Below are 20,701 nucleotides of genomic sequence, written 5' to 3'. Positions count from 1 at the left end.
GCCCCGGCCCGTTCCCGCCGTCGGCTCTTTCCCGTTGCCGGTCAGGCCTCGCCCCGGACCATGGCGAGCAGCCGGTCCAGCACCCGCGGGCCGCCCGCGCGCAGCCCGTCGTGCTCGTACTCGTTGGTCACCCAGGTGCGCAGCCCGCGGATCGACGCCGCCGTGCGCAGCGAGTGCCCGGTGTCGACGTACATGTCGTCGTGGTAGACGGCGGCGACGACCGGCACCTGGTTGGCCGCCAGGCGCTCGGCGTCGTACAGCGGCGCCCAGTCGGTGCGGGCGGCCAGCAGTTCGGCGGTCTCGCGCAGCGGGCGCAGCGCCGGGTCCACCTCGAAGTGCCAGGGGTGGATGGTCTCGCCGGTGAAGAGCACCGGCCCCTCGCCCTTGAGCGCCCCGGCCGCGTCGAACTGCGGGAACTCGGCGCGGACCCGCTCGGCGGACCAGGCGGTGGGCCGGTCGTCCTGGCCGTAGATCGCCTCGTGCATCAGCGCGTACAGCGGGTGTCCGGCGAACGAGTTGGCCGTGCGCACGGCTTCCTGGAAGGTGTCGGAGAGCTCGGTGCCGTGCGGGGTGCGGACGAACGCGTTCTCCAGCAGGTAGTGCAGCTGGTGGCTGCCGCTGCCGCCGCCCAGCATGATGCCCAGGGACTGGAATCCCTCGGGCGTCAGCAGGTGCCCGGCGCTGTCGGTGGGGTGTTCCAGCAGGTGGGCGGTGATCTGCCGGGCGCGTTCGACGTCCTGCGGATAGCGGGCGTAGTGCGCGGCGACCTTGCGCTCGACGCGCGGGTAGGCGGCCCGGTAGACGTCGTCGGCGTGTGCGTCGAGCGAGGGCAGTCCGCCGGTGATCAGGACGGCCCTGAGTCCCTCGGGAGCGGCCGACAGGTAGCGGACGGCGCAGAAGCCGCCGAAGGACTGGCCGAGGACCGTCCACGGCTCGCCGCCGGTCAGCTGCGGGCGGATCAGCTCGCAGTCGCGCACGATGTTGTCGGAGCGGAAGCGGGCCAGGTAGTCGGCCTGCTCGCGCGGACCGCCGCGCAGCGGCAGGGTCTGCCGGTTGGCCGGGGTGGAGAGGCCGGTGCCGCGCTGGTCGAGCAGCAGCACCCGGAACTCCCGCACGGCCCGCCCCAGCCATGCCTCCGTACCCACGAAGCGCCGGGCGCCGAAGCCGGGACCGCCCTCCAGATAGAGCAGCCACGGCAGCTCCTCATCGGCCCGGCCGCTCGCCACGGCCTCCCTGCCGAAGACCTCGATCTGCTCGCCGTCCGGGTCGTCGTGGTCGAGCGGGACCGTGAAGCAGCGGTCGGTGAAGACGATGCCGGGGTGCCGGTAGCTGCTCACAAAATGCTCCTGAATCGTCAGATGTGCTTCGGACAGTTCAGGACAGTTCAGCACACGGCCGTGACACGGACGGTCGCGGCCCGTGTGCGCGGCGCCCGGGCGGCTCCTACCGTGCAGGCATGATCCGGTTCGAGCAGGTCGGCAAGGTGTATCCGGACGGCACGACCGCGGTGGACGGCCTGTCCTTCGAGGTCGCCGAGGGGGAGCTGGTCACCCTGGTCGGACCGTCCGGCTGCGGCAAGACCACCACGATGATGATGGTGAACCGGCTGATCGAGCCGTCGTCGGGCCGGATCCTGGTGGACGGCGAGGACATCTCCGGGGTCGACCCGGTGAGGCTCCGCCGCCGGATCGGCTACGTCATCCAGCAGGTGGGGCTCTTCCCGCACCGCACGGTCCTCGACAACACCGCGACCGTGCCCGCGCTGATCGGCTGGAAACGGGCCAGGGCCCGGGAGCGGGCGGCCGAGCTGCTGGATCTGGTGGGGCTCGACCCGAAGACGTACGGCTCGCGCTACCCCGCGCAGCTCTCCGGCGGGCAGCGGCAGCGGGTGGGCGTGGCCCGGGCGTTGGCCGCCGATCCGCCGGTGCTGCTGATGGACGAGCCGTTCGGCGCGGTCGATCCGGTGGTGCGCGAGCGGCTGCAGAACGAGTTCCTCGGGTTGCAGGCCGCGGTCAGGAAGACGGTCCTGATGGTCACCCACGACATCGAGGAGGCGGTCCGGATGGGTGACCGGATCGCGGTGTACGGGGCGGGGCGCATCGAGCAGTTCGACAGCCCGGGGGCCGTGCTGGGGACTCCCGCGACCCCGTACGTGGCCCGGTTCGTGGGCGCCGACCGGGGCCTGAAGCGGCTCTCGGTCACGGCGGTCGAGCCGGACGACCTGGAGGAGCCGCCGGTGGCCCGGTTCGACGAGCCGGCCGGTTCGGCGGCGGCCCGGCTGGACGGGGCGGGGGCCCGCTGGGCGGTGGTGCTGAACGGCGGGGGCGAGCTGCACGGCTGGGTGTCGGCGGACTCGTTGCGGGCCGCGGGCGGGCACGACACCGTCGGCGCCCTGGCCCGCCGGATGGATGCCTGGGTACCGGTCGGCGCCCCGCTGAAACAGGCGTTCAGCGAGATGCTCCAGCACGACGCCGGGTGGGTCGCGGTGCTGGACGGGCCGCGGTTCCTCGGTGTGCTGACCCCGGCCCGGCTCCACGAGGCGCTGCGCCGCTCGGTGGACGCGGACGTGCGGGGCGTGGGCCGGGACGAGGTGCGGTTCGACTCGATCACGGACGCGTAGGGCGCGCCGCGTACCGGCCCGGTTCGCGCTACCGCCCGCGCCGGTAGCTGCCGCCGTCCCTGGAACGGGCCAGCAGACCGGCGACGACCAGGTAGCGGCGCAGTCCTCGTGCACCGTGAGCAGTGCCTCGTTGACCTCGCGCTCGGTGCAGGTCCGGTCCCGCCTCGTAGACCATGTACGCCGCCCCGTCCTGCGTACCGAAACTGGGCGCCGCGCTGCGGCCGTTGTCCGGGGCCCCGGGGAGCGAGTCGTGGAGGAGACCCGGGTGGACGCGGCGGCCGAAGCGTTGCCGACCTCGGTGATCAGGAGGTTTCCGCCGCTCCCCCGGTCGGTGTTGTAGACGACGTACGCGCTGCCGTTCCGGGTGAGCAGGTGCGGGCCTCCAATGTTCACGGCACCGACGTCGGCATGGCTGATCAGGGGCTTCGGGTCGAAGGTCCACTTGCGGCCGTCGGCGGACCAGCCCCAGCCGATGTCCCGGTGGTCGGTGGTGTCGTTCCGCATGAACAGCATCACGTAGCGGGCGCCGCGCGAGGGCAGGTCGTGCCGGAAGACCCGGGCTTAGGACGTCTCCGTCGTCCCGGCCGGAAGCATCGCCGTGGTCAGTACCACCTTGTCGTACGTGAAGTGGATGCCGTCCTTCGAGCGGGCGAGGCGGGTCGTGGTGTTCTCGCCGTGGAAGTAGAGCCACATCTCGTGCGCGTCCTCGTTCCACAGGACGTGCGGGGACGAGACGTGGCTGACCTCGTAGTGCGGCTGCCGGTCGTCGGACACGATCGGGTTGGCGGGGCACTCGGTGAAGGGGCCCTCGATGCTGTCGCCGTGGGCGAGGCAGATGCCGCCGGGGGCGTAGTAGAGGTAGTAGCGGCCCAGCGGCTTCGGCACCCGGCCCGCCGCTCTCCTGATGCAGGGGAAGATGATCTCGCCGGTGGGGTTGTACTTCAGCCGCGAGGGTTCGAGCAGCGTCCTGACGTACCGGTAGTCGGGGAAGCCGGCGGGCGCGGCGGCCGCGGTGCCGGGCGTGGGCGTGGGCGGCGATCTCCTCGGCCCCGGCGACATGGCCGTACAGGCGCAGGCGTCCGGCGCGCAGCACGACATGACCGAGCGCCTGTTTCAGCGCGGCTTTGACCGGGCCGTGATGGAGCAGTTCGTGGACGGCCTCGTGCGCGAGGGCCGCGGCACGCACGGAGCCCGTCGGGTACCAGTGGCGCCGGCCGAGCTCGTCCACCAGGGCCTCCGCGCGGGCGAGGGTGTCGGTGTACAGCTCGACGGTCACGGGGCGCGAGGTGGAGCGGGCGAGGAGGCCGTGTTCCAGCCCGCCGTCGCGTTCGACGACGCGGGCCCGGGACGGGGCGGGGGCGAGTCCGGCGCCGAACGCCGTTGCCACGGTGGCCCAGTGGAGCAGCAACCCGCGGTCGCGTCCTTCGTGCGTGGGCGTGGCCGCCAGGGGCCCGACGCCGACGATCCCGCCGCCGCCGACCGTCCGCACGTCGAGCGCGGAGAGGTACGAGGCCCTGCCGAGGATGGTGGCGTGCCGGACGGCGGCCTTGCCCCGGCACACGACGCTGATGTCGGTGGAGGTGCCGCCGGTCTCCAGGAAGAGGCCCTCGCTGATCCGTTCCCGCATCAACGCGCCCGCGACCCCGCGGCGGGGCCGGAGAGCACGGTCAGCAGCGGGCGTCTGCGCATCTCGTCGAGTGACATCACACCGCCGTCGCACCGCATCACCATCAGGGCCGCGTTCACCCCGGCCCTGGTGATGGAGGCGTCGACGAGGTCGGCGGTGGCCGGCATGCGCGGCAGGATCGCGGCGTTGACTACGGCGGTGCGGGTCCGCTTGGCGAGCCCGTACAGGAAGGTGATCTCGTGCGCGGCGGTCATCGGCAGGCCGTGCGGGCGGGCCGTTTCGAGGACCGCCCGCTCGCCCTCCGGCCGGTCGACGCCGAACGGCTCGCTGGCGACGAGGACTTGGGCGCCTTCCCGGGTGACGGCGTCGACGGCGGCGCGCACCTCGTCCGCGTCCTCGGGGTCGGCCACATGGACGTAGGAGAGCGGGAGCCGCTTGCCCGGGGCGAGTTCGAGTCTGCCGAGCGAGGCGAGCCGGCGGGTGAGCAGGGCACCGGGCCCGTTCCGATGCCGATCGGCCCGACGGTGGCGACATCGCCCTCCAGCAGGGCGTTGGGAGCCTGTGTCGTGCCGTGTGCCAGGAAAGCGACGTCCTCGGCGGCGCGGCCGGTCTGTTCCGGCAGCCGGTCGAGTGCCTCGACGATGCCGTGGGCGACGCCGTCCTCGTGGTGGTGGCTGGTGGGAACCTTCACCTGACCCAGCAGTTCGAGGGTCGTGGCGTCGACGGCCACGGCGTCGATGAAGGTTCCGCCCACGTCGATGCCGACGCGGATGCGGTGGGTGGTCATGGCTGGGCACCTCCTTGTGCGGGTGGGTTGATGCGCGGGCGGGCCGGGTGGGACAGGTGGAGCTGTCCCACCCGGCGTCTCACGGTTCCGGCGTCCGTGGTCAGTAGCCGCGTACGTCGGGCCAGTGGCGCTGGACCCCGTCGCGGTCGAGCAGTCGCGCGAAGGCCTCGTACCGCTCGTCCCTCGACTGGACCTGTGCCGGTTCGACGCCTTCGGCCAGACAGTGGGCGGCCAGGGCACCGGCGACCTCGCCGATGTTCCATTCCACCGGGTGGAGCCGGTAGCAGCCGTTGGTGATGTGGGTGGTGCCGATGTTCTTGCCGGCGGGCAGCAGGTTGCGGACGCGGCGCGGCACGAGGGCGCCGAGCGGGATCTCGAACGGCACCGAGCCGACGTCGATGTAGTTGTCGCCCCCGGTGGAGGGGTGCAGGTCGATGCGGTAACTGCCGACACCGACCGCGTCCCGGTGGCGCGTTCCGCCGTGCGGGCCGACGAGGTCGATCGACACGTCGTGCTCGGTGACGGTGGTGACGGCCTTGATCCGGCGGGACTCCCGTACGTACGGGGCCTTGGCGAGTCCGTCGTCGGTGCCGGTGACGTCGGGGCGGATCCGCAGTCCGGGGAAGCCGGTGCCGCCGTCCTGGCGGGGGGCCTCGGTCTGCAGCCAGTACAGCAGCGAGAGCGACAGCTGCCGGGCCTCGGCGACCGCTTGAGCGGTCACCTCGTCGCCGGCTCCGATCAGGGGCTTGAGCCAGTAGTCGTTGAGCGGCCAGTTGACGAGCGTGATGTCGGAGTCGAAGGCGCCGGGGCGGTGCATGCCGCGGGCGAGGATGCGGCGGAAGCCCCACAGTTCCTTGTCGCCCGCGTCGGCGCTCTGGTCGGCACCGACGGCGAGCGGGTCGACGTCCGGGTTGGGGACGAAGGTGCGCGGTACGGGTTCCAGGGAGCGCGGGTCGGGCGCCTGGAACCCGAGGAGCGGACCGGGCCAGAAGTCGGGGCGGTGGGAGCGCCAGAAGTCGTAGTCGGCGGGCCGGTCGACGGTGTGGTCCTCGCCCTCGTGGTGGGAGAGCGCGAAGCACACCGTGATGCCCTGCTGGTTGAGCGGCTGGGCCTCCTCGGGGGCGTGCGGTTCGTCGAACTCGTCGCGCGCCTCGGCGCCGACGGCGTGCTCGACGCCGCCGAGTTCGAGGAGTTCGCCGGTCTCGGTGGCGTCGATGACGTAGCGGGCGGTGCGGGTGGTGCGGTCGCCGGTCCGGAGGTCCTCCAGGGCGACTGCCTGGATGACATCGTTGTCCGATTCGACGGCCACGGCCCGGTGCCGGGTGAGCAGGGTGAGGCGGCCCGCCGCCCGGTGCGGCGCGAGCATCGCCTCCAGCACGGCGAGCGCGACGCGCGGTTCGTGGCAGAGCTTGCTGACGCGTCCGGCGCCCGGGTTGAGGTCGGTGCGGGCGAGGGCCTCGGAGCGCATCGGGTACCACTGGCGGTAGTACGCCCGGATGCCCTCGCGCAGTGTGCGGTACGAGGCGGTGGTGCCGAACTGCTCCACCCACGGGTGCTCGTCCGGGGGGACGGCCTGGGAGGTGAGCTGGCCGCCGATCCAGTCGGTCTCCTCGGTGAGGACGACGGTGCGTCCGGCGCGGCAGGCGGCGAGCGCGGCGGCGATGCCGCCGAGTCCGGCGCCCACGACGAGGATGTCCGGTTCGGGTGTCACGGGTCTCCTTCTGCTGTGCGTGCGGGTGGTGCGGTCGGTCAGTGATCCTCGGCGGCGGGCGGTGGGCCCGACGTGGCACCGGGCCGGAAGGTGCAGGCGACCAGGGGTTCGGTGGCTTCCTCCCCCGCGACCAGTGCGGCGAGCATCCGGACGGCGGCCGCGCCGAGCCGGGTGCGGGGGATGTCGAAGCCGGTGGGTTCGGGGCCGTCCGCGAGGTCGGCGGGCGGGCTGCCGAGCAGCGCCAGCGAGGCGTCGCGCGGGCAGTCGATCCCGGCCTCGCCGACGGCCCGGCGCAGGGCCCGCCAGGCGTCCCCGGTGTCGGTCTCCTCGGCGACGAACGCGGTGACGCCGTCGGCGAGCCAGCCCCGCAGCCGCTCCGGGGTGAGGTCACGCTCCGGGTCTGCGGAACGGAAGACGGCCCCGGGGCCGTTGCTCGGGCCGACGGCCTCCAGCCCCCGGCGGAAGCCGAGTTCGCGGTCGGTGGAAGCGGGTGCCTCGTCGTCCTCACGGACCAGGACCATCCGGCGGTGTCCGAGCGAGGTCAGGTGGTCGACGACTTCGCGGGCGGCGCTCACGTAGTCGGCGCCGACCCAGTGCAGCCCCTCCGGCTCGTCCCGGCGGCCGAGGTGGACCATGGGAAAGCCGTCGGCGACCAGCCGTCGCAGCTCCTGGACCGGTGGGTGGCGGCCGAGGAACAGACAGCCGTCGGCGAGGCGGACCCGGCCCAGGGTGTCGGGGGCGCCGGCCCCCGCGCCCCCGGTGCTCGAACCGGTGAACAGCACCAGGTCGTAGCCGCGTTCCGCAGCCTCCTGCTCCACGCCCACCAGGAACGGGTAGTACGAGTGCCGCACATCGGTCGGAAAGGTCGCGGTGAAGCTGAAGACGCCCAGCAGGTCGTTGCGCGCCGCCGCGAGTCTGCGGGCCGCCGGGTCGGGGACGTAGCCGAGGCTGCGGGCCGCCTCCAGCACCTTCTGCCGGGTCTCCTCGGAGATCGCGGGCCCCTGCCTCTTGTCCGCGAGCACCAGCGAGACCGTGGCCTGCGAGACCCCGGCGAGCCGGGCGACCTCGGCCTGGCGCGGCCGGCCCGTGCGGCCCGCCGGTGCGGGCGCGCGACCGGGCCTGGCCCGCTTCCCGGGTTCCTCCACCTGTGCTCCTCAATTTCATTAATGCGTATTACTCATGTGTGTTGACGAGTACTGTGAGGGCCGAACCACCCTCGGTCAAGGGGGTGGACACAACTTCTTCACCGTGTTCTTTCCCGCACCGGACGGGCTCGTTCCGGCGCGGGCCACCGCCGTACGGTGTGATCGGCATCCCCGTGGGCGATCACCCACCCTGCGAAGAAGGCGGTCCCGTATGTCCCTGTTCGATCTGCCGCTCGACCGGCTGCGCGAGCACCGCAGCGCGTCGGTGGAGCCGGAGGACTTCGACGCGTTCTGGACGAAGACGCTCGACGAGGCCAGGTCCCACGAGCTCGACGCCCGGTTCGAGCGGCGCGCCGGTACGGGTCTGGCGACCGTGGACGTGTACGACGTGACGTTCGCGGGCTTCGGCGGTCATCCGGTCAAGGGCTGGTTCGTCGTCCCGGCGGGGGCCGCGGAGCCGCTGCCGCTGGTCGTCGAGTTCATCGGCTACGGCGGCGGGCGGGGTCTGGCGCACACCCATCTGCTCTGGGCCTCGGCGGGTTTCGCCCACTTCGTGATGGACACCCGGGGCCAGGGCAGCGGGTGGCGGGTCGGCGACACCCCGGACCCGGTGGGCAGTGGTCCCGCGTTCCCCGGTTTCATGACCCGTGGCATCGAGGACCCGTACGCGTACTACTACCGGCGGGTGTTCACCGACGCGGTGCGTGCGGTGGAGGCGGCGCGCTCGCACCCGCTGGCCGACGCGGCGCGGACCGCGGTCATCGGCGAGAGCCAGGGCGGGGGCATCACGCTCGCCGTCGGCGGGCTGATACCGGATCTCGCGGCGATCGCGCCGGACGTCCCGTTCCTGTGCGACTTCCCGCGCGCCCTGACCGTCACCGACCGCAACCCGTACCGCGAGATCGGCAACTACCTCAAGACGCACCGCGGCCGGTCCGACCGGGCGAGGGCGACGCTGGCCTACTTCGACGGGGTGCACTTCGCCGCCCGCGGGCGGGCTCCGGCGCTGTTCTCGACCGCCCTGGAGGACATGACCTGCCCGCCCTCGACGGTCTTCGCCGCGTTCAACGCCTACGCCCACCCGGACAAGACCATCGAGGTGTACGACTTCAACGACCACGAGGGCGGCGGGCCGTTCCAGGAGGCCGTGCAGCTGGGCTGGCTGCCGGGGAAGCTGGGGGCCTGACCCTCCGGGGCGGCCGTCAGCCGGGCGGGAGGAGGTGCCGGGACTCCAGGTAGGCGCGCGCCACGTCCTCGGGCAACCGTCGCCGGCTGTCGACCTGCTCGTCGAGCCGGGCCAGGTCGGCGGTGGTCAGTACGGTGCCGAGCCTGCCCAGTGCCCGGCGCACGCCCTCGCCGCCCGCCCGGGAGCGGTTGACGACCGGCACGAGGTGGTCGGCGTTCTGGAGGTGCTTGTCGTCGGCGAGCAGGACGAGGCCGAAGGTGTCGAGCGTGGCGTCGGTGGTGGTGGTCAGGACCATCTGGTCCTGACCGTCGCGGACGGCCTGTTTGGCCTGGGTGGTACCGACGCCCTTGGGGTCCACGGCCGTGACGCGGATGCCGTACGTCTTCTTCAGTCCGGGCGCGCAGTAGGGGCGCCGTACGCATTCGTCACCGGCCGCCAGCCGTACGGGCAGGCCGGACGCGCCCAGGTCGCTGAGGGTCCTGAGGCGGTGTTCGGCCGCGTACGCGGCGGTGACGGCGAAGGCGTTCTGGTCGACGGCGCGTCCGGGGTCGAGGACGGTGAGGCCGCGGGGGGCGGCCAGCGCGCGCAGGGCCTTCATGGTGGTGGCGATGTCGGGCGAGCCGACGGGGGCGGCGTCGGCGCCGTTCTCCTTGGCGTTCAGCCAGTCGGCGAAGGTGGCGGCGTACTCCGGCACGATGTCGATCTGGCCGTTCTCCAGTGCGGGTTCGTAGATCTCCCGGTTGGTGACGGTGATGATTTTTGTGGTGTAGCCGGCCCGGTCCAGCAGCAGGGCGTACATCCGGGCGAGCAGCTCGCTCTCGGTGAATCCGGCGGAGCCGATGGTGAGGTGCTCGCTGTCGCCGGGCGGCGCGGTGACTTCGCCCCGGCTCTCCAGGGAGGGGCCGGTGGCGCAGGCGGTCGCCGCCAGCAGCAGCGCCGTCAGCAGCGGGAACGCTCCGCGCGGTCTCATCGGGTCGCCGCGCCGCGGAGCCGGGCGGGGAGGAGTCGTTGCGCCGCTTCGAAGAGCCCTTCGACGATCAGGGCGAAGGCAGTCACCAGGACCGCTCCGGCGACCACCTGCGGGGTGGAGGCGAGGTTGAAGCCCGCGGTGATGATGCGGCCGAGTCCGCCGCCGCCCGCCAGGGCCGCGAGGGTGGCGGTCGCGACGAGCTGGACGGCGGCGATCCGTACGCCGGTGAGGATCAGGGGCAGGGCGAGGGGCACCTCGACGCCCAGCATCAGCTGCCGGCCCGTCATGCCCATTCCCCGGGCGGCGCGCACCACTTCCCGGTCGACCTCCCGCATGCCGACGTAGGCGTTGGTGAGCAGCGGCGGTACGGCGAAGAGCACGAGGGCGATGACGGTCGGCCACTCGCCGTGGCCGCCGATCGGAGTGAGGAGGAGCAGCACCAGCACGGCGAAGGTGGGAACGGCCCGGCCGATGTTGGAGATGTTGACGGCGAGTGCGCCGCCCCTGCCGAGGTGGCCGAGGAGCACGGCGACGGGCAGCGCGATCAGACAGCTGATCAGCAGGCAGACGACGGTGAGGAAGAGGTGCTGGACGAGGCGGTCCCGGATGCCGCCCTCGCCGGTCCAGTTCGTGGCGGTGGTGAGCCAGGACCAGGCCTCGGCGAGGATGTTCACGCCCGCCTCCGGGTCCACGGGGTCAGGAACCGCTGGGCGAGCAGGAGCAGCAGGTCGGCGGCGACGGCGATGAGCACGCAGAGGACGGAGGCGGTGAGCACCTGGGCCTTGAAGTAGGTGTTCATGCCGGAGTAGATGAGGTTGCCGAGTCCGCCGTGGCCGACGATCGCGCCGACCGTGACCAGGGAGACCGCGGAGACGGTCGCGATCCGCAGTCCGGCCATGGCGGCGGGCAGGGCGAGGGGCAGTTCGACGGTGAGCAGCAGGCGCAGCGGGCCGTATCCCATGCCGCGCGCGGCCTGTCGGGTCTCCTCGGGCACGGCGCGCAGTCCGGCGAGGAGGTTGCGGACGAGGAGGGTGAGCGAGTACAGGACGAGTCCGGCGACGACGAGCGAGGCCGAGAGTCCGTACACCGGGAGCAGCAGCGAGAACATGGCGAGCGAGGGGATGGTGTACAGGGCGGTCGTCACGCCGAGCACGGGGCCCGCCGCCCAGCGCCGGTGCCGTGCCGCGAGGGCGAGCGGAACGGCGAGGAGCAGCCCGATGAGCACGGAGGCCGTGGTGAGCTGGACGTGCTGGACGACGGCGTCCCAGAGGATCTCGCGCCGACTGGAGAGGTAGGCCCCGCAGAGCCACTCGTTGCGCGCGAGGCAGTCGTCGGGGGGCGCGGTCACCCGTCCATTGGAGCGCGGGGGTGCGGGCGGGTGCGCGTCCTGATCGGCTGTCCGGGGGTACGGGGCGGGTTCCCGGCCCGTCACACGGGTTCCGGCGCCCCGGACCGTTCGACCTTTCGCACCGTGACGTCGTCCGGTCCGAGCAGGCGTCCGTCGGCCGCCCGGACCTCCAGGGGCCGCGGGGTACGGCCGTGGCGCAGGTCGACCATCTCCGAGTGGGGTTCGCCGGGGTCGAAGAAGTGCGCCTCGCCCCACTGCCGCAGCGCCACGACGACCGGGAAGAGGTCCCTGCCCTTGGCCGTCAGCACGTACTCGTGGCGGGCGCCGCCGTCGGCCGCCGGAACCAGGTCGAGGATTCCGCTGCCGACCAGTTCGCGCAGCCGCGTGGCGAGGATGTTCTTCGCGATGCCCAGGCTGCGCTGGAACTCGCCGAAGCGGCGGCTGCCGTCGAACGCGTCGCGGACGATCAGGAGCGCCCACCAGTCGCCGATCGCGTCGACCGACCGGGCCACCGGGCAGTTGCTGCCGTCGAGGCGCGTCCGCTTCACCATGCCGCTTCGCTCCATCCCATCGGTTGCAACATGCTACCAGTCGGCACTAGCGTCCATCAGGTAGCAACTTGCAACCAAAAAGCCGAGGGGTGCCCGTGACCGACAGCGAGAGAACGACCAGGACCGTGGACACGGCCGGTGGAACACCCGGGCCCGCCCTCTCCGGACGCACCCTGCTGCTCTTCGCGGTCGCCTCCGGGGCGGCGGTGGCCAACGTCTACTTCGCGCAACCCCTCCTGGTCACCCTGGGCCGGGAGTTCGGGATCGGTACGGCGTCCGTCGGCATCGTGGTGACCCTCACCCAGATCGGCTACGGCCTCGGGCTGTTCCTGCTGGTGCCGCTGGGTGACCTGGTCGACCGGCGGACCCTCGTCGTGGCCCAGCTGGCGCTGCTCGCGGTGGCGCTCGCGGCCACCGGCACGGCGGTCGCCGCGCCGGTCCTGCTGACCGCCCTGGCCGCCGTGGGCTTCCTCGCCGTGGTGACCCAGACGCTCGTGGCCTTCGCGGCGTCGCTGTCCGCCCCGGACCGGCGCGGCCGCGCGGTCGGCCTGGTCACCAGCGGAATCGTCATCGGGATCCTGCTCGCCCGCACGGTCTCCGGCGCGCTGGCCGACCTCGCGGGCTGGCGGGCGGTCTACCTCGCCTCGGCCGCGCTGACCCTGGTGCTCGCCCTGGCCCTCGCCCGCGTACTGCCGCGCCGGACGACGCCACCGGCCTCCATGCGGTACGTGCGGCTGCTGCGTTCGACGCTCGCGCTGTTCGCCGAGGAACGCGTGCTGCGGGTCCGCGCCCTGCTCGCCCTGCTCGTCTTCGCCGCCTTCAGCACCCTGTGGAGCTGTGTCGCCCTCCCGCTGAGCGAGCCCCCGCTGTCCCTGTCACACACCGCGATCGGGGCGTTCGGGCTGGTGGGAGCCGCGGGCGCGCTGGCGGCCGCGCCGGCCGGGCGGCTGCACGACCGGGGGCTCGCCGGGTGGACGACCGGTATCGCGCTGGTCCTGCTCACCATGTCGTGGCTCCCGCTCTCCCTCACCCGGCAGTCGCTGTGGGCGCTGGTGATCGGCGCGCTCGTCCTCGATCTGGCCGTGCAGGCCGTCCACGTCACCAACCAGAGCCTGATCTACGCGGTCCGCCCCGAGGCCGGGAGCCGTCTGATCGGCGGCTACATGGTCTTCTACTCGATCGGCAGCGCCACCGGCGCCCTCGCCTCGACGGCCGTCCACGCGCGGGCCGGGTGGGGCGCGGTGTGTCTGCTCGGCGCCGCGATCAGCGCGCTCGCGCTCCTCGTGTGGACGGTGGATCAGGGGCGCGGCGGTCGCAGGCGCAGTTGCAGCATCGCCTCGAACCGGGCCTCCGGGTCGGCGAGGTCGAGGTCCGCGACCGCGGCCAGCCGTTTGAGCCGGTAGCGGAAGGTGTTGGGGTGGACGTGCACGGCGGCCGCGGCGGCGGGGACGTCGCCGAAGGTGTTCAGCCAGGCGTCCAGGGTGTCCGTGAGGGCGGTGCCGTGCTGTTCGTCGTGGGCGAGCAGCCGTACGACCGGGCCGTCCGGCAGGTCGTACTCGGCGGCGATCCGGTCCGTCAGTTCCTCCAGCAGCGCGGCGGCGTAGACGTCCGACAGCCGGGCGGCCCGGCGCCGGGTGCGGCCGGAGCCGAGGACCCGCAGCGTGCGGTCCGCGTCGGCGCGGGAGCGGCGCAGTTCGGCCGGGCGGGCGGCGAGCCGGCCGACGCCGATGACGGCGGGGAACCGGTCCCCGACCCGGCCGAGGAACGCCTCGGCCACCCGCAGCCCCTGCTCGTCCGATGCCGTGGGCAGGACCGCGTAGGTGACGCCCCCGAGGGTGGCCGTGGCGGTCCGGGGGTGGATCGCGACCAGGTGCAGGGCGAGGGCCTCGGCGGCGCGGTGGCCCGCGGCGACCCGGTCGGGCGCGGACGGCTCGCCGGTCACCGTGAGGGCGAGCACGCAGGCCGGCTGCGCGGCCAGGCCGAGCCGGGCGGCGGCCTGCGGCGCGTGCTCGCCGCCGTCCAGGACCGTGGCGAGCAGGTCCGCGCGCAGCCGCCGCTCCGCGTCCTCGCCGGTGCGGCGGCGCAGCAGGTGCAGGGCGGCCACCTTCGCCGCCTCCTGGAGCGCCCGGCTGCGGTCCTCGCTCAGCGGGGCGTCGACGACGACCCAGATCGACCCGAGGATCTCGCCGCCGGCCCGGATCGCGATCGCGGCCCGGGGCCTGTCCGACAGCCCGTCCACGTAGACGGGTTCCTCCTTGCCGTAGAGGGCCTGGAAGGCTCCGACCGCCTCCAGGGCACGCAGCTTCCCGGCGGGCACCTGCCGGTCGAGGACGGTCGCGATCCGGTCGTCGTCGCCCTCTTCCTGTCTGCTGGAGAAGGCCAGCACCCGCCCGCTCCGGTCCTCCACGGTGACCGGGCCGTCCAGCAGTCCGGCCGTGGCGTTGGCCAGGGCGAACAGGTCCCCGGCCAGCGGTTCGGCGCCGTCGGGGTCGCCGGGGCCGCCCACCGTGCCCAGTTCGTCGACGGCGAGCAGCGACCGCAGCAGGGCGGCCACCTGGGCCCAGGACGCGCCGGGGGTCAGGCCCAGCACGGTCACTCCGGTGCGCGCGGCGGCCTCGGACACGGGACCGTCCACCGGGACCGGGGCGCGGACCACGACGGCCGCCGCGCCGAGCCCGTGCGCGCGGTCGACCAGGGCGGCGACGGGCCCGGCCCCGTACACGCCGACGCCGAGCACCACCGCGCCGGGCAGGCCCGCCGGTTCGTCCAACGGGTCCTGGATCAGCACTCCTCCGATGGCGCGGGCCGGGTCGGCCTCGCCGGCCGCCACCTCGATCAGGGTCGATCCGAGGTCGTCGATGATCCGGCCGAGCACGGCCCGGGGCTGCTCCGTCATCGTCACAACGTAATCGACCGGGGCCCTCGGCCCCCGGGCCGCGACGACCCGGGGCCGAGGGCCCGGACGCGCCGTCCCGCCGCCACCGCGTCCGGATACGACGGCCGGCCCGTCACCGGCCGATCCACTCCGGGGCCCCGGTGGTGACCTCGGCCAGTTTCTCCGGGACCGGGGAGATTCCGATGCCGGGTCCGCGGGGCACGGCGAGGTGGCCGTCCTCCAGCACGAACGGCTCCGTGATGTCGGTCCGGTAGTACCGGTCGGACGCGGAGGTGTCGCCGGGCAGGGTGAAGCCGGGCAGTGCGGCGAGCGCGACGTTGGCGGCGCGGCCGAGGCCGGTCTCCAGCATTCCTCCGCACCAGACGGGGACGCCGTTGGCGGCGCACACGTCGTGGATCCGCCGGGCCTCCAGGTAGCCGCCGACCCGGCCCGGTTTGATGTTGACGACCGAGCAGGCACCCATCGCGATCGCGTCGGCCGCCGAACGGGCCGAGACGACGGACTCGTCCAGGCAGATGGGGGTGCGCACCCGCCGGGCGAGTTCCGCGTGGCCCCTGAGGTCCTCCTCGTCCAGGGGCTGTTCGATCAGCAGCAGCCCGTACGGGTCGAGCCGGGCCAGTTGCGCGGCGTCGGCCAGGGTGTAGGCGGTGTTGGCGTCCACCTGGAGCAGCACGTCGTCGCCGAAGCGTTCCCGGACCGCGCGCACCGGTGCCACGTCCCAGCCGGGTTCGATCTTCAGCTTGATCCGCCGGTAGCCCTCGGCGAGATAGCCGTCGACGGCGTCGAGGAGGGCGGGGACCGAGTCCATGATGCCGACCGACACCCCGGCCGGCACCCGTGCGGCCGTCGCTCCCAGCCACTGGCCCATCGAGATCCCGTGGGTGCGCAGCCAGGCGTCCAGTACCGCGGTCTCCAGGGCGGCCTTGGCCATCCGGTGTCCCTTGAACGCGGCGAGCGCGGGCGCGACCGCCCACGGGTCGAGGTCCGGCAGGGCGGTGAGGGCGGGCACGAGGTGGCGGCGCAGCACGTCCGCGGCGCCCGCCGTGTACTCCGAGGAGTACAGCGGGTCGGCCATGGTGACGCATTCGCCGTAGCCCTCCTGGTCCCCGGTCTCGACCCTGACCAGCAGGATCTCCCGCGTGTCCAGGGTGGCGAACGAGGTCCGGAAGGGGGCGACCAGCGGCATCGCGATCCGGCGCAGTTCCACACCGACGAGTTTCATGTCCGGTTCTCCTGACGTCTTTCGATCACATACCGGCCGTCCCGGGTGAATCCGGTGACGGCGTGTCCCTCGGCCATCAGCCCGCCGAGCACGTCGCGCAGCGCACGGCGCCACTCACGGGCCAGGGACGGGGCCTCCCGGCGCATCGCCTCCGCCTCCGCCGGGACCCGGACCAGGACGGTGTCGCCCTTCAGGTCCCCGACGACGGGGCGGCCGTCGGGTCCGGCCTCCAGCCCGACCGCGGTGGGTCCGCCCGCCGCACCGGCCGTGGCGGGAGCGGGGGTGCCCGTCGCGGACGCGACGGCACGCGGGCCGGTCAGCTCCCAGCGGACCATCAGCCGGTCCGTCTCGGTCCCCGCGTTGACCTCGTCCTGCATGCTGCCGTAGAAGTCGGGCAGGTACTCGCTGGGTTCCGCGCCCAGTTTGGCCAGGTTGAAGTAGGCGTTGCGGCTGATCAACGGGTCGAAGGTCCAGGTGATCGTGGTGATGCCGCGGGCCAGGGCCCAGGCCCGCTGGTGCTGTTTGACGGCGAAGCCGACGTTGCGGCCCCGGAGTCCGTCGTCGACCCCGGCCACGTGCGAGTGCAGCCCCTCGGTGGCCAGGAAGCCCAGGCAGAACCCGACCATCCGGCCGTCCCGGTGGACGCCCGCGACATAGCTGCCGGAGTGCGCGAAGACCCGGAGCAGCTCCGGCGGGATCAACGGGCTGCCGGAAGCGGGCCGCCAGATCCGGTCCAGCACCCGGCACGCCTCGTGCATCTCCTCCGGCCGGTGCAGCTCCGACACGGTCACGCCCGCCCGGCGCGCCGCCAGGTCCGCGGCGTCCGCCGCCGCTCGTGTCCCGTTCACCCGGCCGCTCCGCCGGGTCCGGTCGGCGATTCGTGCAGCAGTGCCGCCACCAGGCGGGCCACCAGGGCCGTGCGGCGGGGCAGTTCGGCGACGACCACGTGCTCGTCGTCGGCGTGCGCCCCGCCGCCCACGGCCCCGAGCCCGTCGAGCGTGGGGGTGCCCGCCCCGGCGGTGAGGTTGCCGTCGGACGCGCCGCCGACCGCCACCCCGCGCAGGGTTCCGAGTCCCAGTTCCATGCCCTGTTCCCGGGCGAGTTCGAACAGTCCGGCCGAGGCGTCGGCCGACAGGGGCGGCCGGTCCGGGCCGCCGGTGAAGGTGAGCGAGGCGCCTTCGGTCACCGGCCGCAGGGCCCGCACGGCACGGTCCACCCGGTCCTGCTCCGCGGCCGTCTCCACCCGTACGTCGACCATCAGCCGGGCCGCGTCGGGCACGGTGTTGCGGGTGGTGCCCGACGAGGCGACGGTCGGGGTCACCGTGGTGCCGGCCGCCGGATCGGCGAGCGCGGACAACGCGAGGATCTGGTGGGCCAGTTCGGTGGTCGCGTTGATGCCGCGATGGGGTTCGAGACCGGCGTGCGCCGCGCGTCCGGCGATGCCCAGCCCGTAGCTCGACACGCCCTTGCGGACCGTCTTCAGCGCGCCGTTCTCGCTCGCCTCCAGGACGAGCACGGCCCGGGTGCGGCGGGCCTCGGCCTCGATCAGGGCGCGCGAGGTCGGGGCGCCGATCTCCTCGTCCCCGGTGAGCAGCACCGACACCCCGTCCAGGTCGTCGAGGACGGACAGGGCGTGGAACAGCTGTGCCACGCCCGCCTTCATGTCGAAGCAGCCGGGCCCGGTCAGCCGGCCCCCGGTCACCTCGAAGGGGTGGGTGGACAACGAGCCCACCGGCCACACCGTGTCGAAGTGACCGAGCAGCAGGACCCGGTCGCCGGAGCCGAACCGCCAGCGCAGGGCGGGCCGTCCCGAGCCGTCGACCCATTCCGGCGCCGCGCCGGTCAGCCGGGTGCCGAGCCCGGCGACGACCCTCGCGCAGCCGGCGACCGCGGCCAGGTCGTCGCTGGGCGACTCGGTGCGCACCAGTTGCCCGATGTCGTCCAGCATCTGCGGCAGCCCGGCCTCCAGAGCGGTGAGGATTCTCGCCGCCGGAGCCGTCGGGTCTGTCGTACTCGCCATGGTCACCTCCGAAGGAGCGGCACTCCGCCGCCACCAGGAGGACGGTAGACGGCACGGGGCGGGCCCGGTTGGTGGCGGCGCACGAAAATCCGGCCCTTCGTTGGTGCGCCGCGCCGAAGACGTACGGCGGATACGCGGGCACGGAGGTTCGTCCGGCCGGGCCGGAAAACCTTTTGCGGACCGCTCGCACCTGCTGAAAGCGTGGAATTCATGACTGCTCAGCACCGGATACGGGCCGACTACGACGCCCGGACGATCGTCGTCTACCAGGCGTACTCATCGGCGGTGGCCGATCCGGCCCTGCGGGCGAACCGGTTCGTGGCGCCGTTCTCGTTCAACCGGATGACCTGGATCAAGCCGTCGTTCCTGTGGCTCATGCACCGCAGCAACTGGGCGCAGAAGCCGGGCCAGGAACGCGTCCTCGCGGTGCGGATCACCCGGGAGGGGTGGGAGGAGGCCCTGTCCCGTGCCGTGCTGACGACGTCCGATCCCGCCGCGGTCTCCCGGGCTCCCGTGCACGTCCAGTGGGATCCCGAGCGTTCGCTGCGGGGAGCCGCCCTGAACCACTACAGCATCCAGGTCGGGGTGGGGCGCGGGCTGATCCGTACGTTCGCCGAGGAATGGGTCGTCGGTCTCACCGACGTGACTCCCCTGGTCCGCAGGATCGCGAAGCTCAGCCAGGGCGGCCGGGCGACGCAGGCCGCGCGGCTGCTGCCTCCCGAGCGGGTCTACCCGGTGCCCCCGGCCCTCGCGAAGTCCCTGTGCATCGATGCCTGACCACCCGCCGCACGGGGCGCCCGGGAGGGTCGCCCGTGCAGTGGTTCGACGAAGGGTCACCACGGCGGTTCGGTGAAGAGCCTCATCAGCTGACGCGCCCCTTCCGTGTCGCCCGTGGTGCCGAGGCCGTCGCCGGCGCCGGGGAAGAGACGTCCCCAGGAACGGGCCCGGCCGATCGCCCCGAGCCGCCACGCCAGAGCCGCCGCACGTCGCAGCCCGGCCGTGGTGCGGCCTTCGCCCGTCCACGGCTCCAGATAGGCGTCCCGCAGCCGGGGCAGCACCTCGGGGCCGAATCGCTCGCGAGCCGCCCCGGTGGGCACCAGGAAGCTGCAGAAGGGGTGGCCGACGGCCGCGTCGCCCCAGTCGAAGAAGGTGTGGCGGCCGGTCCCGGCGACGAAGAACTGACCGTCGTGGAGGTCGCAGTGGTCGAGCGTGTCGGCGATGCCCGTGTCCGCGAGCTCCTCGCACCACTCCACCAACCGGGGCCGCAGCCCACGCAGTTTCCCGCGGTCGGCGGGGTCGAGCGCGGTGTTCTCCTCGACGGTCCGGTCGAAGAGGCCGGGGAGTTCGGCCGTGTGCGCGGCGGGGACGCCGAGCCGTTCGATCTCCCCGGTGTACGGGAGCAGCGCGCGCTGCATCGTGGCGTACTGGCGCAGCGGCTCCTCCCAGGCGCGCGGGTCGGCGGCGGGGCGGGCCGCGTCGAGCGCGTCACGGAAGAGCGTGCCGCCGTCCGGGAGCAGGGACCAGCCCCGGTCCGCGTCGACGGCGAGCGGCCGCAGCACGTGCTCGGGCACCCAGCGGGACAGCGCTTCGGTCAGCCCGGCCTCGAAGGAACTGGCGGGCGGGTTGGCCTTGAACCAGACGGTGCCGCCGTCCGCGAGGGGCATCCGTACCAGCACGGACCACGGCCGCAGCCGCACCTTCCACGGGCCTGCCCGGCGCAGCCCGTGCGCGGCGAGCCCCTGCCCGGCCCAGTCCAGGGCCGCCTCCCGCCACGTCTTGCGTTCCCAGGGCGTCACCGCGTCCGGGTACTGTCCCCGGTCCACGGCCATCTGCTCGTCACTGTCCATCGCCCCATCCCACCGCTCCGGCCCCCGGTTCCTCATCCGGTTTTCCGGCCCGGTGCACTGCGGCACGTGCGCCCCGGGGCTCGGGCGCGGTGGCAGCCGCCCGCTGCGGCCGGTGGGCGGTGCGCCGTGACTCCCGCACGCCTCCGGCCCTTCTCGCCTCCCCGGCCTTTCTTACGTCCCTTGTGTTTTCTGCACCCCTTGCGTGCCGATCATGCCCAGTCCGTCGATCGCCGCGGGCGACAGCTGCGAGCGCGCCAGGTCCGCCAGCGGCAGCCAGGCGACGGCGGAGGTGGAGTCGTCGGACTTGGTGACCGCGAGCGCGCCGGGTGCGAGTTCGACCCGGTAGAAGAGCCCCACGAGGTGCCAGTGCACTCCGAGCCGGTGGGCGGTGTAGGACCGGGCGTCCACCAGCCGGGCCTCCCGCAGTTCGAGGCCGGTCTCCTCGTACAGCTCACGTGCCAGTGCCTGCTCCGGCTGCTCGCCCGGGTCGATCCCGCCGCCCGGCAGATGCCACAGCCCGGGCAGGAACACCGGGGAGGTGTCCGAGAGTTGTGTCAACAGCAGCCGGTCCTCCATGACGGCCACCGCATAGGCCGAAACGCGTGATCTCATGTCATTTCCCATGTGTACTCCCCCAGAACACAACACCTGGCCCGCCCGGGCCGTACGGAACAACCTACCGATCATGGACCGGGGCCGTAACCGGACGGGGCCCCGGCCCGTACGGCGGCTCCCGCACCCGTGGTCACACCATCCGAACCGGACGAAGGA

The 20,701-nt window shown here is 73.4% G+C and carries 17 protein-coding genes and 4 pseudogenes; 4 read left to right on the top strand and 17 right to left on the bottom strand.

What is annotated here, in order from left to right:
- Nucleotides 1–41: 41 nt before the first annotated feature.
- Nucleotides 42–1,337: an alpha/beta fold hydrolase gene (locus tag OCT49_RS32645; protein WP_283855396.1), complete on the bottom strand. Its 1,296-nt coding sequence runs from the start codon at nt 1,335–1,337 to the stop codon at nt 42–44.
- Nucleotides 1,338–1,456: 119 nt separating this feature from the next.
- Between OCT49_RS32645 and OCT49_RS32640 the strand changes: the two genes are divergently transcribed.
- Complete coding sequence (locus OCT49_RS32640) at nt 1,457–2,620, top strand: ATP-binding cassette domain-containing protein (RefSeq protein ID WP_283855395.1); 1,164 nt, start codon at nt 1,457–1,459, stop codon at nt 2,618–2,620.
- Between the two features lie 28 nt (nt 2,621–2,648).
- Here the strand turns inward: OCT49_RS32640 and OCT49_RS39910 are convergent.
- The 6 genes and pseudogenes from OCT49_RS39910 to OCT49_RS32615 all read right to left on the bottom strand — a co-directional run.
- Nucleotides 2,649–2,782, bottom strand: a pseudogene (locus tag OCT49_RS39910) (DUF2087 domain-containing protein); the annotation flags it as partial.
- Nucleotides 2,760–3,634, bottom strand: a pseudogene (locus OCT49_RS32635) (hypothetical protein); the annotation flags it as partial. The pseudogenes OCT49_RS32635 and OCT49_RS39910, both read right to left, overlap by 23 nt.
- A pseudogene (locus tag OCT49_RS32630) lies at nt 3,540–4,085 on the bottom strand (hypothetical protein); the annotation flags it as partial. The pseudogenes OCT49_RS32630 and OCT49_RS32635, both read right to left, overlap by 95 nt.
- Nucleotides 4,059–5,034 (bottom strand): annotated as a pseudogene (locus tag OCT49_RS32625) (hydantoinase/oxoprolinase family protein); the annotation flags it as partial. The pseudogenes OCT49_RS32630 and OCT49_RS32625, both read right to left, overlap by 27 nt.
- Nucleotides 5,035–5,134: 100 nt before the next feature.
- Entirely contained in the window at nt 5,135–6,745 is a 1,611-nt protein-coding gene (locus tag OCT49_RS32620) for an FAD-dependent oxidoreductase (RefSeq protein WP_283855394.1), read from the bottom strand.
- Nucleotides 6,746–6,783: 38 nt separating this feature from the next.
- Nucleotides 6,784–7,890, bottom strand: coding sequence for a LacI family DNA-binding transcriptional regulator (locus OCT49_RS32615; protein ID WP_283855393.1), 1,107 nt, complete (start codon nt 7,888–7,890; stop codon nt 6,784–6,786).
- Nucleotides 7,891–8,101: 211 nt separating this feature from the next.
- Here OCT49_RS32615 and OCT49_RS32610 point away from each other — a divergent pair, with 211 nt between their 5' ends.
- Entirely contained in the window at nt 8,102–9,076 is a 975-nt protein-coding gene (locus tag OCT49_RS32610) for an acetylxylan esterase (protein WP_283855392.1), read from the top strand.
- Nucleotides 9,077–9,092: 16 nt separating this feature from the next.
- Here OCT49_RS32610 and OCT49_RS32605 read toward each other — a convergent pair whose 3' ends face one another.
- From OCT49_RS32605 to OCT49_RS32590, 4 genes are all read right to left on the bottom strand, one after another.
- Nucleotides 9,093–10,046 (bottom strand): ABC transporter substrate-binding protein, encoded by a 954-nt coding sequence (locus tag OCT49_RS32605; protein WP_283855391.1) that lies wholly within the window; start codon nt 10,044–10,046, stop codon nt 9,093–9,095.
- Nucleotides 10,043–10,720 (bottom strand): ABC transporter permease, encoded by a 678-nt coding sequence (locus OCT49_RS32600; RefSeq protein ID WP_283855390.1) that lies wholly within the window; start codon nt 10,718–10,720, stop codon nt 10,043–10,045. Before OCT49_RS32600 ends, OCT49_RS32605 begins: the two co-directional genes overlap by 4 nt.
- Nucleotides 10,717–11,394, bottom strand: a complete 678-nt coding sequence (locus OCT49_RS32595) for an ABC transporter permease (RefSeq protein WP_283855389.1) — start codon at nt 11,392–11,394, stop codon at nt 10,717–10,719. The genes OCT49_RS32600 and OCT49_RS32595 overlap by 4 nt, the downstream gene beginning before the upstream one ends.
- An 80-nt stretch (nt 11,395–11,474) precedes the next feature.
- Nucleotides 11,475–11,945 (bottom strand): winged helix-turn-helix transcriptional regulator, encoded by a 471-nt coding sequence (locus OCT49_RS32590; protein WP_283855388.1) that lies wholly within the window; start codon nt 11,943–11,945, stop codon nt 11,475–11,477.
- Between the two features lie 89 nt (nt 11,946–12,034).
- Between OCT49_RS32590 and OCT49_RS32585 the strand changes: the two genes are divergently transcribed.
- Nucleotides 12,035–13,348: an MFS transporter gene (locus tag OCT49_RS32585; protein ID WP_502963439.1), complete on the top strand. Its 1,314-nt coding sequence runs from the start codon at nt 12,035–12,037 to the stop codon at nt 13,346–13,348.
- Here the strand turns inward: OCT49_RS32585 and OCT49_RS32580 are convergent.
- The 4 genes from OCT49_RS32580 to OCT49_RS32565 form a co-directional block, all read right to left on the bottom strand.
- Entirely contained in the window at nt 13,243–14,841 is a 1,599-nt protein-coding gene (locus OCT49_RS32580) for a PucR family transcriptional regulator (RefSeq protein WP_283855387.1), read from the bottom strand. The genes OCT49_RS32585 and OCT49_RS32580 overlap by 106 nt on opposite strands.
- A gap of 112 nt (nt 14,842–14,953) precedes the next feature.
- Nucleotides 14,954–16,063: an o-succinylbenzoate synthase gene (gene menC, locus OCT49_RS32575; protein ID WP_283855386.1), complete on the bottom strand. Its 1,110-nt coding sequence runs from the start codon at nt 16,061–16,063 to the stop codon at nt 14,954–14,956.
- Nucleotides 16,060–16,911: a GNAT family N-acetyltransferase gene (locus tag OCT49_RS32570; protein WP_283855385.1), complete on the bottom strand. Its 852-nt coding sequence runs from the start codon at nt 16,909–16,911 to the stop codon at nt 16,060–16,062. The genes menC and OCT49_RS32570 overlap by 4 nt, the downstream gene beginning before the upstream one ends.
- A complete protein-coding gene (locus OCT49_RS32565; RefSeq protein WP_283856012.1) occupies nt 16,908–18,011 on the bottom strand; it encodes a M20 family metallopeptidase in 1,104 nt (367 codons plus the stop codon). Before OCT49_RS32565 ends, OCT49_RS32570 begins: the two co-directional genes overlap by 4 nt.
- 282 nt (nt 18,012–18,293) lie before the next feature.
- Here OCT49_RS32565 and OCT49_RS32560 point away from each other — a divergent pair, with 282 nt between their 5' ends.
- Complete coding sequence (locus OCT49_RS32560; protein ID WP_283855384.1) at nt 18,294–18,860, top strand: DUF4291 domain-containing protein; 567 nt, start codon at nt 18,294–18,296, stop codon at nt 18,858–18,860.
- A gap of 56 nt (nt 18,861–18,916) precedes the next feature.
- Here the strand turns inward: OCT49_RS32560 and OCT49_RS32555 are convergent, their stop codons facing one another.
- Nucleotides 18,917–19,930 carry a phosphotransferase gene (locus OCT49_RS32555; protein ID WP_283855383.1) on the bottom strand — a complete coding sequence of 338 codons (1,014 nt, stop codon included), beginning with the start codon at nt 19,928–19,930 and terminating at the stop codon, nt 18,917–18,919.
- Between the two features lie 171 nt (nt 19,931–20,101).
- Nucleotides 20,102–20,542 carry an NUDIX hydrolase gene (locus tag OCT49_RS32550; protein ID WP_283855382.1) on the bottom strand — a complete coding sequence of 147 codons (441 nt, stop codon included), beginning with the start codon at nt 20,540–20,542 and terminating at the stop codon, nt 20,102–20,104.
- Nucleotides 20,543–20,701: the final 159 nt, after the last annotated feature.

This window comes from Streptomyces sp. ML-6 (assembly GCF_030116705.1).
Lineage (GTDB): Bacteria > Actinomycetota > Actinomycetes > Streptomycetales > Streptomycetaceae > Streptomyces.
This window is presented reverse-complemented; position numbering and strand designations above follow the sequence as displayed.